Below are 13,169 nucleotides of genomic sequence, written 5' to 3'. Positions count from 1 at the left end.
ATGCTGCTACGTCCCGTAGGGAGGCTCGAGTCACATTTCACCCAAGGAACCCACATGGCACTGCACCCTGATCTGGCGGCATTTCTGGAACTGGTCGAATTTGGCCGGCTGACGGGCAGGAGCCTGCCCATGCACGCAATGGACGTGGCCCAGGCCCGTGCCGAGTTCGAGGGCAGCTCGCAGGTACTCGACCCGAGCCCGCCCGGCAACGTCACGGTCAGCGAGTTGCAGCTTACCGCGCGCGACGGTGCCCGCCTGGCTGCTCGTCTGTACCGCCGGGGCGATGCCGGGGCTGCCTTGCAGCCAGTGATCCTGTACCTGCATGGCGGCGGCTATGTGGTCGGCAGCCTCGATTCGCATGACTCGGTGTGCCGTCGCCTGGCGGCCCTGGGCGAGTTCGCGGTGCTGGCGGCGGACTACCGGCTGGCACCGGAGCAGCAGTTCCCGAAAGCCCTGCACGATGTGCTGGACGCCGCCAACTGGCTGGCTGAGCAGGCGGCCTCGCTGGGCCTGGACAATCGCCGGGTGGTGCTGGCAGGGGACAGCGTGGGCGCGAGCCTGGCGGCGGTGCTGGCCATTACGGCGGTGGCGCAGCCCGAGGCGCTGGCGTTCAAGCCGCTGGCACAGTTGCTGTTTTACCCGGTGACCGATATCTCCTGCCAGCGTGAGTCCCATCGCCAGCATGCCGAGGGTTACCTGCTGGAGACGCCCACCCTGGAGTGGTTCTACCAGCACTATGCGCCGCAGCGCGAGCAGCGCCTGGACTGGCGGGTGTCGCCGTTGCTGTCGACGCTGCGCCAGCCTTTGGCACCGGCTTACCTGTTCGTGGCCGAATATGACCCGTTGCATGACGAGGGCATGGCCTATCGCGACTGGCTGGTGGCAGGCGGGACGGCGGTGACCTTTGCCCGGGTGGAGGGGCTGACCCATGACTTCTTGCGCATGTCGGGGATCGTGGGGCAGGTGGAGGGGATTTACCGGGATGTCGGGGAGTGGTTGAAGCGGGTCGATGGCCAATCCTGACTTGAGCTCGCCGGGGGCGCGTTGCGCCCCTTTCGCGACACAAGGCCGCTCCCACAAAAGCACTGCGCCCACCGAACCATGTGGGAGCGGCCTTGTGTCGCGATGGGCCGCAAAGCGGCCCCCGGGCCTCACCCGCGAACGTGCTTCTTCAACGCATCGACCAATCGCTCGATCTCCGCCTCGGTATTCAACAGCCCAGGCGCCGTCCGTACCACCGGCCCCACATCCCGCGACACGGCATCCACCACGATGCGCTGGCTGTTGAGGTACCGGGCCACCTCGTCAGCATCCTGCCCCGTCACCCGGAAGAAGGTGAACCCCGCCGAATACTGCGTGCTGCGCGGTGTCACCAGCTCGATCCCCGGCAGCGCTTCAAGCCGCTGCCTGAGATAGCCATTAAGCCCATGAATCCGCGCCTGCACCGCCGCCTTGCCCAGCTGCAGGTGTAGCTCGAACGCCTTGCCCAATGCCCAGCGGTGCTCGAAGGCGTGGTAACCCCCGGGCGTCATCACCGTGGCAAAGTCCTCATTCTCGGAAAACGTCGCAATGGTCGGGTTCAGCTGCTTCAGTTCGCTGGACGCCGCGCAGATGATCCCGGTACCCCGTGGCCCGAACATCCACTTGTGCGTGCCGGCGATGAAGTAGTCGCAGTTGAGATCGGCAAAGCGCATGTCTTCGACGCCGAAGCCATGCACACCGTCGATCACGTAGATGATCTGGTCCTGCTCGTCACGCTGGCGATTGACCTCGCGCACCAGCGCGCCGATCTCGCCCACGGGCAGTTTCACGCCACTGCCCGAGTGCACCCAGGTCATGCCCAGCACTCGGGTTTTAGGCCCGATGGCCGCCGCGATGGTGGCCAGTACCTGGTCGCTGGTGACCTTGGCGGGGTCGTCGAACAGGCGCAACCGGTGGACCGGTGTGCCATCGCGCGAGGTGCGGAAACCCATGGTATGGCGGGCGGCCGAATGCTCGTGCACGGTGGTGAGAATTTCCTGCCCCGGGGCAATCTTCAGCCCGCCATAGATCAGCCCCAGGCCTTCGGTGGTGCTGCCGGTCAGGGCGATTTGCCGGGGCGTCACTTCGAGGTAGCGGGCTGCCCATTCACGCACGGCGGCTTCGTGCTTCCACTCCGACTGGCTGTCCCAGTCGACCATGCGGGCCGGGTGGTGGTCGAAGCGCGCACGCAGGGCCTCGATGGCTTCGCGCACGGGCCGTGGGTGCGAGGTGATCAGGAAGTTGGCAAAGTGCGCGTACGCTGGGTCCAGCTCGAACAGGTTGCGAAACGCGGCCCAGTCGCTGGCGGTCGCCGGTGGTGCAGTTGCCGCTTGGGCGGCCGGCAGCAGTGGGCCTGTGAGGGGCAGGGCGGCCGCAAGCAGGCCGGCCTGCTTGAGAAAGGTGCGACGATCGTTCATCAAATGGCTCGCTAGGGTCAGGGGGATGAGGTGGCGACAGGTTGCGCGGCGCGCTGCACCTGCTCCCACACCCGCAGGAAGTTGCCGCCCCAGAGCTTGGCGATATCCGCTTCGGAGTAGCCGCGGCTGATCAGTTCGGCGGTGACGTTGCGTGCTTCACTGGCGTTCTGCCAACCGTCGATGCCGCCGCCTTCATTGAAGTCCGAACTCAGGCCGACATGGTCGATGCCGACCTTGCGCACGGTGTAGTCGATGGCGTCGCCATAGTCCTTGAGCGTGGCCGGCGGTTCTTCCTCGAGAATGCCGTACAGCGCGTTGGCGTACTGGCCGACCTTCTGCTCGGGCCAGCCGGCGATCACCGGGTCACCGGGCATCAGTGCGTAGTCGAGGTTGGCCAGTGGCGGCAGGTCGTAGCGGGCGCGCAGGGCGTTGAGTTTGTCCTGGGTCTTGCTGCTCAAAGGCTTGAGATAGGTGGAGAAGGCCACCAGCTGGATCACGCCGCCGCTGTCCTTGATCAGCTGCAGCTCCTTGTCGGAGAGGTTGCGCCTGATATCGACCATGGCCCGTGGCGCCGAGTGCGAAGCCACCACCGGCGCGCGGCTGAGGGCAACGGCCTGGGCCAGGGCCTTGCTGGACATTTGCGACACATCGATGATCACGCCCAGGTCGTTCAGCCGCTGCACGGCGCGCTTGCCGAGCGGCGAAAGGCCGTCCAGGGCATCGGCGGTGTCATTGAAGAACGGCAGTGGGCGCGAGGAATCGGCCCAACTGTTGTTGCCCACGTAGCTGAAGCCGAACATGCGCACGCCGCGCGCGGCCCAGCGGTCGAGTTGGTCTATGTCATCGCCCAGGGCATAGGCATTGAGCATGCTGAGGAACACCGCGAATTTGCCTTCGCCGTGCAGGCGCCGCATGTCTTGCGGGGTATAGGCGATACCCACCTGCAGCGGGAAGTCGCGGACCATGGCGGTGATGGCGTTGTAGCGCACCTCCTGGGTGTGGCGGGCGGCTTCGACGAAGCCTGGGGTGGGGCGGTGCGGGCCACCGTCACCGGTCCAGGATTCCGGCCAGGCGAAGATGGTCAGGGCCGCGCCGGACAAGCGCCCGCGTGCGGCCTTGGCCAGGTCGAAGCGGCCATTGCCATCCCTGTCGGCTTCGCTGCCTTCGGTGCCGAAGGTCAGCGGCAGGGTGACATGGCTGTCGAACGAGATGATGCGTTCCTGCAGGTCGTTGGCCTGGCGGGTCACCTCCCTGGAGTAGCCGGCGGGTGTGGCGAAGTAGTGCCAGGCGGCAAACCCGGCGCCAGCGGCAACCGCCGCGGCCAGGCTGATAAACAGGGCTTTCTTCCAGCGTGGAGTCGTCATCTTGGTCTCAATAGGTTCACCGTCGAGGGATGGGCACAGAGGCCGCCGCTACCTGCAGTGAACGAGCGCGCACCCGGGAAATTTAGCCGCGTATGCTCCCTGAACGCCGCTAAATTTCGCCTGCCGTGCAACGTTCTAGCCTTGGACGGGCCGTGCTCCATGGCCGCAATGAATGCACAGGTATGCAATGACGATTTCCCGACGCGGTTTCATCGCCGGTGTGGCATTGACGGGTGTGGTGGTGCCCGGTGCGCTGGGGGCGCTGTATATGCAGCGCCAGCGTGCCGCCGAGGAATTCCCGGAAACCCCTGGCGAGGCCGTCGTCGAGTTGGCCGATACCCGCCTGCAGCAGCTGGGCGATACACTGCGCGGCATCTGGCGCTGGACCCTGCAGGGCAGGGATGCGGGGCTGGACGGTCTACCCACGGGTGAACTGGAGCTGTTCCTGGATGTGACGACCAGCGGGCGGGCCTTGCGCGGTTACCTGGATACCCCCGAGCGCCTGCGCGGGCAGGAAGAGCCGCGCTACCGCGTGGTAGGCGACCTGTTGGCGGACAAGCCGGGCACCCTGCGCTGGCGCCTGTTTTCGGCCCAGGCCCGCTATGAGTGCCACATCGTGCTCGACGAGGTCTGGGGCCGGTTCGGCAACGCCGGGCCGGCCACCCTCAGCGGGCGCATTGCACGCCTGGACCGCGCGCTGACATTGCCCGTGGAGGACAACCAGTTCCTGGCCTTGAAGCGCAGCTTCCCCGAGGCGCGCGAGCGTATCCCGCTGAACCCGCAACTGCTGGCCTGGCTGACCGCCCCGGAGCATCGCCTGTTCCACCAGCTGTGGCACTCGTCGCGGGACAAATGGCACAAACTGAGCAAGGACAAGCAGGGCGCCCTGCGTGGCCTGGGCTGGCAGCCCGGGCCGCGTGACCGCGAGCGTGACGCGCGGGGCCGGCACAAGGACCGCAACGGCTCCGGCGAGGATTTTTTCTTCATGCATCGGCACATGCTTGGCAGTGCCCGCGCCTTGCAGGACTTGCCGTCATGGACGCGCTTCCCGTTGCCGCAGCCGGAACTGGAACGCGACCGGGCCGGCTTCGCCCGCTACTTCGACAACCATGACGGCAATGCCCTGCCGCCCACCTGGCTGGCCAGCGGTGATGCGGAATACACCCAGTGGGTACGCGACATCAAGACACCGGATACCTTCCATGGCAACTTCCAGGTCTGGGAATCACGCTACACCGACCCGGAGTACCTGAGCACCTTGACCCTGGGCCAGTTCGGTTCGGAAGTGGAACTGGGCCTGCACGACTGGCTGCACATGCGCTGGGCATCGGTGCCGCGCGACCCCTCCAACGGCATGCCGGTGCCGACGGCGCGCACGCCGGATGATTTTGCCGAACGCTGGTTTGCAGAACAGAACGATTTTCTCGGTGATCCGTTTTCATCCCATGTGAACCCGGTGTTCTGGCACTTTCATGGCTGGATCGACGACCGCATCGAGGACTGGTTCCATGCCCATGAGCGGCTGCATCCGGGCGAGGTGCGGCGCCTGGAAGTCAATGGCGTGCCATGGTTTGCGCCAGGTCGCTGGGTGGAGGTGGCCGACCCGTGGCTGGGGCCGGATACCCACGGTTGCTCGACGGTGCCGGGCTTGCGCCCCGGGCGCAGTGTAGAGATGGACCCCGAGACCATGAAGCTGGCGTTGCGCATCATCTACAGCGATGACGACCTGCTCGACAAGCTGCGGCCCAAGGTACCGCAGCGGCCGTGGTATGCGCGCAACCTGAAGGTGCGGAACTAGTCGCTGCCTGCGTTGGCCCTATCGCCGGCAAGCCAGCTCCCACAGGTGCAGTGCATGTCTTGAACCCGGCGCAGAACCTGTGGGAGCTGGCTTGCCGGCGATAGGGCCGGTACAGGCGCCCCTAATGGCTGACCACCCACCCACCCCCCAATGCCTTGTACAACGCCACGCTGCCCTGCAACCGGGCCAGGCGCAGTTGCGCCTGCTGGTCCTGCGCCGCATACAAGGTGCGCTGGGTCTCCAGCACGCTCAACAACGTCTCCGCGCCCGCGCCATAACGCTGCTGCGCCAGGTCGAACGCCAGCCGCGCCTGCGTCACCTCTTCATCCTGCCATTGCCGCTGGTGGTCCACGCCCCGGATCGCATTGAGGGCTTTCTCGACATCGGCAAAAGCGGCCAGGATGCTGCTGCGGTAGGTCTCCAGCAACTCCATCTGTTCAGCTTCGGCCAGTTCACGCGCGGCACGCAGCCGGCCGTTGTTGAAGATCGGCGCGACCAGGCCGCTGGTAAGGGTGTAGTAGGAGCTGTCGAACAAATGGGCAAAGGTATTGGCGCCAGCCCCCAGGTTGGCCCCGAGGGTGAGCTTGGGCAGCATGGCGGCGCGGGCGACCTGCACGTTGGCGCTGGCGGCGGCCAGCCGTGCTTCTGCCGCGGCAATGTCCGGGCGGCGGGTGAGCAGTTCGCTGGGCACGCCGCTGCCAATGGCGGGCCATTGCAGGGTGTTGATCGCGTCCTGGCTGGCAGGTAGCGATTGCACCGGGTCGCCGAGCAGGGTCGCCAGGGTGACCCGGCTGTCTTGCCACTTCTGTTCCAGTAACGGCAGTTGGCGTTGCTGCGCGGCCACCAGGCTGCGCTGCTGGGCTAGTTCCAGGCGCGTGGCGGAACCGCTGCGCTGGCGTGCTTCGACCAGGCCCAGCACGTCCTGGGCGTTGCGCAGGTTGAGGCGGGCAATGCGCAACTGCTCCTGCAGGGCCAGCCCCTGCAGGTAACTGTCAGCCACCGCGCTGACCAGGGTCAGCTCCACGGTCTGGCGGTCGAAGCGGCTGGCATCCAGGCTGCGCAGTGCACTTTCGCGGGTCGCCCGCAGGCCGCCCCAGAAGTCGATTTCGTAGCTGGCGCTGAGCTGCATACCGAACGAGGTGCTGGTGGGTTCGCTGCGGCTGACATCCAGCTGGTCGTAGCCGTCGCCGTGCAGCAGGCGTTGGCGGCTACCGTCCAGGCCCAGCTTCAGCTCCGGCAGCAGCGGCGCGCCAGCAATGACGGCGCGGGCCTGGGCCTGGCGTACCCGCGCCGTGGCGGCAGCCAGGTCGTGGGCATTGTGCAGGGCGTGCTGCACCAGGCGGTCGAGTTCGCGGCTGGCGAAGGCTTGCCACCACTGTGTCGTTGGCAGTTGTGCCGAGGGTGATGCGGCCTCGCCTTGCCAGGCGGCTGGCGCGGCGATGCCGCTGGCGGGTGTTGGCGGCGTGCTGCAAGCGGCGAGGCATATGCATAAGGTCAACAGGCTGATGCGGCTAGGCAGAGTCATGGGTTATTCGCTGGTAAGGGCTTTGACCGGGTCGAGGCGGGCGGCTTTGCGCGCTGGCATGAAGCCGAACACGATGCCGGTAACGACGGCGCAGGCGAAGGCGCCGAGCATGGCGGGCAGGGCAAAGGCCACTGCCACTTCGGCCAGCATCAGGCCACCACCAATGGCCAGGGCCAGGACGATGCCGGCCAGGCCGCCGACCATCGACAGCATCACCGCCTCGCTGAGGAATTGCCGCAGAATGTCGCGTTGGCGCGCGCCGGTGGCCATGCGAATGCCGATTTCACGGGTGCGCTCGCGCACGGTCATCAACATGATGTTCATCACGCCGATGCCGCCCACCAGCAGCGAAATCGCCGCGATCGCCCCCAGCATCAGCGACAGGCTGTTCTGCGTGCGCGCCTCGGCCTGGATCAGCGCCGCGTCATTGGTCAGCTCGAAGTCCTGGCGGCCGTTGTGGCGCTGGCGCAGCAGCTTGTCGATGGCCGCTTCGGCTTCGTTGACCCGCGTGGAGTCGAGGGCAGCAACAGCGATGTAGTCCGGGTCGCGCTGGCCGAACAGGCGGATGGCTGCAGCGGAATAGGGCACCACGATGCGCCCGTCGCTGTCCTGGTCGCCAGAGCTGGCGCCCTTGCCGGCCAGGATACCGACCACCTGGAACGGCACATTGCCAATCAGCAGGTACTGCCCCAAGGGGGCGCGCCCAGGGTCGAGCATCTTTTCCCGCACTTTCTGGCCGATTACCGCCACCGCGGCAGCGTTGGCTTCATCGGTATCGGTGTAGAAGCTGCCTTGCACCGCCGGCCAGTTGAAGATCTCGGGGAACCCGGTGTTGTTGCCACCCACGTAGAACCGCTGGCTGTTGTTGCCGTGGCGCACCATCATCTTTTCGCCAATCACCGGCATCACGTGCTTGACCTGCGGAAGTTGGCCGATGGCGGCGACATCGTCGAGGGTGATGGTGCCGGCCTGCTCGCCCAGGCTTGCCGGCTTGCCGTTGAGGTAGAGGATGTTCGAGCCGAAGGCTGCCATCTGCGCCATGACCTGGCGCTTGCTGCCTTCGCCCACCGCCAGCATCACCACCACCGAGGCCACGCCGATGACGATGCCCAGCAGGGTCAGGGCGGTGCGGAAGCGGTTGACCCACATCACCCGCCAGGCCGCCTGCAGGGCTTCGAGCAGTTCGCCTTTCCACGCGCCGTGCAAGGTCGCGCCACGGTCCAGGCGCTGGCGCAGCTGGTCGGCCTGCAGCCCGCGGCCATTGTCGACCGTGGGCGTTTCGGCGGCCGAATCGCTGATGATCAACCCGTCACTGATTTCGATCACGCGCTGCGCCCGCGCCGCGACGTTGCGGTCATGGGTGATCAGGATGATCACGTGGCCCTGGCTGGCCAGTTCGTCGAGCAACGCCATCACTTCGGTGCCGCTGTGGCTGTCGAGGGCGCCGGTGGGTTCGTCGGCGAGGATGATATGGCCGCCGTTCATCAACGCCCGGGCAATCGACACCCGTTGCTGCTGGCCGCCAGACAACTGGTGCGGGCGGTTGCCGGTGCGGCTGGCCAGGCCCAGGCGGCCGAGCAGGGCGCTGGCACGGGCGTGGCGTTCGTCGGCGGCGACGCCGGCATAGATGGCCGGCATTTCGACGTTTTCCTGGGCCGAGCCCGAGGGGATCAGGTGGTAGCCCTGGAACACGAAGCCAAACGCTTCGCGGCGCAGCCAGGCCAGTTCGTCGCTGCCCAGCTCTGCCACATCCTTGCCGGCGAAGCGATAGCTGCCGGACGTGGGGCGGTCGAGGCAGCCGAGGATGTTCATCAAGGTCGACTTGCCGGAGCCGGAGGCGCCGACGATGGCGACGAACTCGCCGGGATGGATGCGCAAGCTGATGCCATGGAGGATATCGACCTTGGGCGTTTCGACGCCGCCGTAGGATTTACGGATGTCGACCAGTTCGATCAGGGGTGTGCTCATTCAACCTCCGCTGACGCCAGGAGCGCCGATCACCAGGCGTTCGCCTTCGTTGAGGCCGTCCAGCACCTGCACCCGCAGGCGGTCGCTGAGGCCGGTGCGCACCTGGCGCTGTTCCACCTTGCCGTCGGCGGTCAGCACATGCGCCAGGCGCAGGCCATCGCCGTCGTCCAGCGCGGCCAGTGGTACGGTCAGCACCTGGCTGGCTTTGCCGGCGACAAAGAACACCTGCGTGGTCATCTCGGCCATCAGTGCTCCGTCTGGGTTGTCGACATCCAGCAGCACGCTGTACTGCACCACCTGGCTGCCGGCACTGCCATTGCTGACGCTGGCCGGGCTGCCGCCGCCCTGGCTGGCCTGCTCCAGTGGCTTGGGCGGGATCGGCAGCACTTGCCGAACGGTACTGGTCCAGCGGCGTTTGCCGCCGGCCAGGGTGGTGAAGTAGGCGGTCATGCCCGGCGTGACCTTGCCGATGTCGGCCTCCGACACCTGGGCCCACACGGTCATCGGCGAGAGCTTGGCGATGCGCAGGATCAACGGGGTTTGCTGTTGGGCGTTGAGGGTTTGCCCCTCACGGGCATCCACCGCCACTACCGTGCCGTCCATCGGCGCGTAGATGCGCGTGTAGCCCAGCTCGGCCTCGTCACTACGCAGGCTGGCCTGGGCCTGGCGGATCTGCGCCTGGAACATGTCGATACGTGCCTGGGTGACTTTCAGCTGTGCGGCGGCCGTTTGCACATCCTCGTCGCGGGTGGCGCCGGCGGCGGCCAGGTCCTGTTGGCGTTTGAGCTGCTGCCGGGCCAGTTGGAACTGCGCACGTTGTTCGGCCAGTTGGGCCTTGAGGTTGTCGATCGAGTAGCGGCCGGCATCCAGCCGGGCCTGCTGGGTCGAAGGGTCGATCTCGACCAGCAGCTGGCCTTTGCGCACTGTGTCGCCGACCTCCACATGCAGGGTGTGGATCTGCCCCGACGCCTGGGCACCGACGTCCACGTAGCGCCTTGGTTGCAGGGTGCCCAGCGCGGTGACGCTGCTTTCGATGTCGGCGCGGGTCACGGCAACCGTGCTGAGCGGCTGTGCGCCGTAGGGCAGGGCCTTCCAGGCCAGCAGGCTGCCCAGGCCGAGCAGGCCCAGGCCGGTGAGCAGGAGCCGGCGACGGGTGTTGGTTAAAGGTCTCATGCAGACATCCAGCCGAGGGGGTGCCAGATAGACGAAAGCGGCAGGGGGGGATTTAGCGCAGTGAATTTGGTGCGATCTGTGTAGGAGCGGCCTTGTGTCGCGAAAGGGGGGCGAAGCGCCCCCAGGATATTCGCATCACTGCAGATTGCCGGGGCCGCTTTGCGGCCCTTTCGCGACACAAGGCCGCTCCTATAGGGATTGTGTATGCCTTGGCCCTTGTTGCTGAGAATAATTATAATTTGTAAGATCGCACGCTGACATCACTCGGTCCCGCGTTGCTGCCTGAAAGGGCTTTCTGGCATAGGCTGGCAGGACGATCTCAGGTAACGTCGTGGAACATTACTATCGCGAACTGGTGGGCTTCCTTTCCGCGCGCCTGGGCAGTCGGCAGGCCGCCGAAGATGTGGCGCACGATGCCTACCTGCGGGTGCTGGAACGCACCGACGCCGAGCGCATCGAGCACCCGCGTGCCTTCCTTTACCGCACCGCGCTCAACCTCGTGGTCGACCGCCATCGGCGGCATCAGGTACGTCAGGCCGAGCCGCTGGAGGTGCTGGACAGCGACGAGCGCTGGCACACCCCGGCGCCGACTTACGACATGCAGTTCGACCAGCGGCTGGCGCTGATGCAGCGCGCTCTGGGTGAGCTGAGCAAGGTCTGCCGCGACTGTTTCCTGCTGCGCAAGCTGGAAGGTCTGTCACACCAGCAGATTGCCGAGCACCTGGGGATTTCCCGCAGCCTGGTGGAAAAGCACATCGTCAATGCCATGAAGCACTGCCGGGTGCGCATGCGCGAGTGGGAATCCTGATCGCCGGGTTGAATGCGGATGAAAATTCCGTCAGTCGATCACTTGATTTCCGCGGCTTTCCCGACTTCTATCAAAGAAGACCCCAGCCAGGCGTAGCCTTGGCAGCAGCCGTTACTGGCGCAGTATGGTCATGGAGCCTACCCATTACCCAACTGCCCAGGTCCCGCCATGGCCAACAAGACCCTGCGCATCCTCATCGCCGACGCACACCCCTGCCAGCGCCTGCAGCTGGAGCGGCTGCTCAACGGCCTGGGTTACTACCGGATAGCGCCAGTGGACAGCTTCGAGGAGCTGCAGCGCCTGGTGCTGAGTGCCTTGCAGCCGTTCCACCTGTTGTTGGGCAATATCGAGCTGGCCAGCCATGCCGGGGTCGATCTGGCGCGCTTCTGTCGCGTCAGCACGCAGATCCAGCATGCCCTGCTTTATCACTCTACCCAGTTGCAGGTGCCATTGGTGCCGCAGACCGAGCGCCAGGCCGTCAGCCTGAGCCTGCCCCAGGTGCCCGACAACGAGGCTCTGGAGGCATTCATGGCGATCATCGATACGCCGCTGCTGGTCGGCAAGGCACCGCTGCCGGGCACCGTGCCGGCTGCTACGGCGCGGCCACGGCCGAGGGCCAATTTCGTCAACACCATGTTCAGCCGCTAAAGCCGCAGCGGGCGGGGCAAGGGGGCAGCTATTTGCTATCCTCTTGCCCTTTGCCGATTTGCGGACCCTGCCATGACTGCCATCGATACCGCTCGCCCGCCCCGGTTCAGCCGCGGCGACCACCGGACCCTGGGCCTGGCGGCGTTGGGCGGCGCGCTGGAAATCTACGACTTCATCATCTTCGTATTCTTTGCGCTGACCCTCAGCCAGCTGTTCTTCCCGCCCGAGATGCCCGAATGGCTGCGCCTGCTGCAAAGCTTCGGAATCTTCGTCACTGGCTACCTGGCGCGGCCGCTGGGTGGCATCCTGATGGCGCATTTCGCCGACCACCTGGGGCGCAAGCGGGTCTTCAGCCTGAGTATCCTGATGATGGCCCTGCCGTGCCTGTTGATCGGGGTGATGCCGACTTACGCCGACATCGGCTATGCCGCGCCGCTGATCCTGCTGGCCCTGCGCATCCTGCAGGGCGCGGCGGTGGGCGGCGAGGTGCCGAGCGCCTGGACCTTCGTCGCCGAGCACGCGCCAGCCGGGCGCCGCGGTTACGCCTTGGGCTTCCTGCAGGCCGGGCTGACCTTCGGCTACCTGCTGGGGGCGTTGACCGCGACCTTGCTGGCACAGCTGTTCACCCCCCAGGAAATCCTCGACTACGCCTGGCGCTATCCGTTCCTGCTCGGCGGGGTATTCGGCGTGATTGGTGTGTGGCTGCGTCGTTGGCTCAGCGAAACACCGGTATTTCTTGCCCTGCGCGCGCGCCAGCAGCAGCCGGTGAGCTTCCCGCTGCGGCGGGTGCTGGGCGAACACCGCCGGGCGTTGATCCCGGCGGCGCTGCTGACCTGTGTGCTGACCTCCGCCGTGGTGGTGCTGGTGGTGATCACCCCGACAGTGATGCAGCAGCGCTTCGGCATGAGTGCCGGGCACACTTTTGCCTTGAGCAGCGTGGGTATCGTCTTTCTCAACATCGGCTGCGTGCTGGCAGGGCTGTTGGTCGACCGCGTAGGCGCCTGGCGGGCGCTGATGCTCTACAGCCTGTTGCTGCCGGTGGGCATCGGTGCGTTGTATGCCAGCCTGGTGGGGCAGTGGGGCATGACCTGGCTGGCCTATGCGCTGGCGGGGTTGAGCTGCGGTGTGGTGGGGGTGGTGCCGTCAGTGATGGTCGGGTTGTTCCCGGCCGAGATTCGCGTGTCGGGCATTTCCTTCACCTACAACGTGGCCTACGCACTTTGGGCCAGCACCACACCGCTGGCGCTGATTGCGCTGATGCCGTGGAGCCCTTGGGTGTGTGTCGGCTTTTGTCTGGTCATGGGCACCGTGGGGCTGCTTACCGCCTGGTATTTCGGGCGTGGTGAATCGCTCGCAATGACTGAGCCAGACCTCCAGCTCACGCGGTCCTTGTAGGAGCGGCCTTGTGTCGCGATAGGGCTGCGCAGCAGCCCCGGCAGTTTGTGCT

10 protein-coding genes are annotated in these 13,169 nt (G+C 66.1%); 5 read left to right on the top strand and 5 right to left on the bottom strand.

The window, feature by feature from the left end; all coding sequences use genetic code 11:
• The first annotated feature begins 54 nt into the window (after window positions 1–54).
• Complete coding sequence (locus J5M58_RS15290) at window positions 55–1,023, top strand: alpha/beta hydrolase (RefSeq protein WP_112253003.1); 969 nt, start codon at window positions 55–57, stop codon at window positions 1,021–1,023.
• A 128-nt stretch (window positions 1,024–1,151) separates the two neighbouring features.
• On the opposite strand, the gene J5M58_RS15285 is transcribed toward J5M58_RS15290, so the two are convergent.
• Both J5M58_RS15285 and pvdM read right to left on the bottom strand, forming a co-directional pair.
• Entirely contained in the window at window positions 1,152–2,438 is a 1,287-nt protein-coding gene (locus tag J5M58_RS15285; RefSeq protein ID WP_207878626.1) for an aminotransferase class V-fold PLP-dependent enzyme, read from the bottom strand.
• Between the two features lie 17 nt (window positions 2,439–2,455).
• Complete coding sequence (gene pvdM / locus J5M58_RS15280; protein WP_112253001.1) at window positions 2,456–3,802, bottom strand: pyoverdine-tailoring dipeptidase-like protein PvdM; 1,347 nt, start codon at window positions 3,800–3,802, stop codon at window positions 2,456–2,458.
• Between the two features lie 187 nt (window positions 3,803–3,989).
• Between pvdM and J5M58_RS15275 the strand changes: the two genes are divergently transcribed.
• Entirely contained in the window at window positions 3,990–5,600 is a 1,611-nt protein-coding gene (locus tag J5M58_RS15275; protein ID WP_112253000.1) for a PvdJ/PvdD/PvdP-like protein, read from the top strand.
• Window positions 5,601–5,721: 121 nt separating this feature from the next.
• On the opposite strand, the gene J5M58_RS15270 is transcribed toward J5M58_RS15275, so the two are convergent.
• Genes J5M58_RS15270 through J5M58_RS15260 form a run of 3 tightly spaced genes read right to left on the bottom strand, consistent with a single transcriptional unit; the run spans window position 5,722 to window position 10,266 of the window.
• Window positions 5,722–7,125, bottom strand: coding sequence for an efflux transporter outer membrane subunit (locus J5M58_RS15270; protein WP_207878624.1), 1,404 nt, complete (start codon window positions 7,123–7,125; stop codon window positions 5,722–5,724).
• 3 nt (window positions 7,126–7,128) lie between these two features.
• Window positions 7,129–9,093: a MacB family efflux pump subunit gene (locus J5M58_RS15265; RefSeq protein WP_207878622.1), complete on the bottom strand. Its 1,965-nt coding sequence runs from the start codon at window positions 9,091–9,093 to the stop codon at window positions 7,129–7,131.
• Window positions 9,094–10,266: an efflux RND transporter periplasmic adaptor subunit gene (locus J5M58_RS15260; RefSeq protein ID WP_112252997.1), complete on the bottom strand. Its 1,173-nt coding sequence runs from the start codon at window positions 10,264–10,266 to the stop codon at window positions 9,094–9,096.
• A gap of 331 nt (window positions 10,267–10,597) precedes the next feature.
• Between J5M58_RS15260 and J5M58_RS15255 the strand changes: the two genes are divergently transcribed.
• The 3 genes from J5M58_RS15255 (at window position 10,598) to J5M58_RS15245 (ending at window position 13,117) form a co-directional block, all read left to right on the top strand.
• Window positions 10,598–11,074 carry a sigma-70 family RNA polymerase sigma factor gene (locus tag J5M58_RS15255; protein ID WP_112252996.1) on the top strand — a complete coding sequence of 159 codons (477 nt, stop codon included), beginning with the start codon at window positions 10,598–10,600 and terminating at the stop codon, window positions 11,072–11,074.
• A gap of 168 nt (window positions 11,075–11,242) precedes the next feature.
• Entirely contained in the window at window positions 11,243–11,722 is a 480-nt protein-coding gene (locus tag J5M58_RS15250) for a histidine kinase (RefSeq protein ID WP_112252995.1), read from the top strand.
• A gap of 72 nt (window positions 11,723–11,794) precedes the next feature.
• On the top strand, window positions 11,795–13,117 hold the full coding sequence (locus tag J5M58_RS15245) for an MFS transporter (RefSeq protein ID WP_207878620.1): 1,323 nt from the start codon (window positions 11,795–11,797) through the stop codon (window positions 13,115–13,117).
• Window positions 13,118–13,169: the final 52 nt, after the last annotated feature.

The organism is Pseudomonas sp. 32_A (genome assembly GCF_017490905.1).
Classification (GTDB): Bacteria; Pseudomonadota; Gammaproteobacteria; order Pseudomonadales; family Pseudomonadaceae; genus Aquipseudomonas; species Aquipseudomonas inefficax.
This window is presented reverse-complemented; position numbering and strand designations above follow the sequence as displayed.

Bases quoted from the DNA above. Each gene is read 5' to 3' on its own strand.
- J5M58_RS15245 (WP_207878620.1), top strand. From the start codon at position 11,795: ATGACTGCCATCGATACCGCTCGCCCGCCCCGGTTCAGCCGCGGCGAC.
- pvdM (WP_112253001.1), bottom strand. From the start codon at position 3,802: ATGACGACTCCACGCTGGAAGAAAGCCCTGTTTATCAGCCTGGCCGCG.
- J5M58_RS15285 (WP_207878626.1), bottom strand. From the start codon at position 2,438: ATGAACGATCGTCGCACCTTTCTCAAGCAGGCCGGCCTGCTTGCGGCC.
- J5M58_RS15275 (WP_112253000.1), top strand. From the start codon at position 3,990: ATGACGATTTCCCGACGCGGTTTCATCGCCGGTGTGGCATTGACGGGT.
- J5M58_RS15265 (WP_207878622.1), bottom strand. From the start codon at position 9,093: ATGAGCACACCCCTGATCGAACTGGTCGACATCCGTAAATCCTACGGC.
- J5M58_RS15270 (WP_207878624.1), bottom strand. From the start codon at position 7,125: ATGACTCTGCCTAGCCGCATCAGCCTGTTGACCTTATGCATATGCCTC.
- J5M58_RS15290 (WP_112253003.1), top strand. From the start codon at position 55: ATGGCACTGCACCCTGATCTGGCGGCATTTCTGGAACTGGTCGAATTT.
- J5M58_RS15260 (WP_112252997.1), bottom strand. From the start codon at position 10,266: ATGAGACCTTTAACCAACACCCGTCGCCGGCTCCTGCTCACCGGCCTG.
- J5M58_RS15250 (WP_112252995.1), top strand. From the start codon at position 11,243: ATGGCCAACAAGACCCTGCGCATCCTCATCGCCGACGCACACCCCTGC.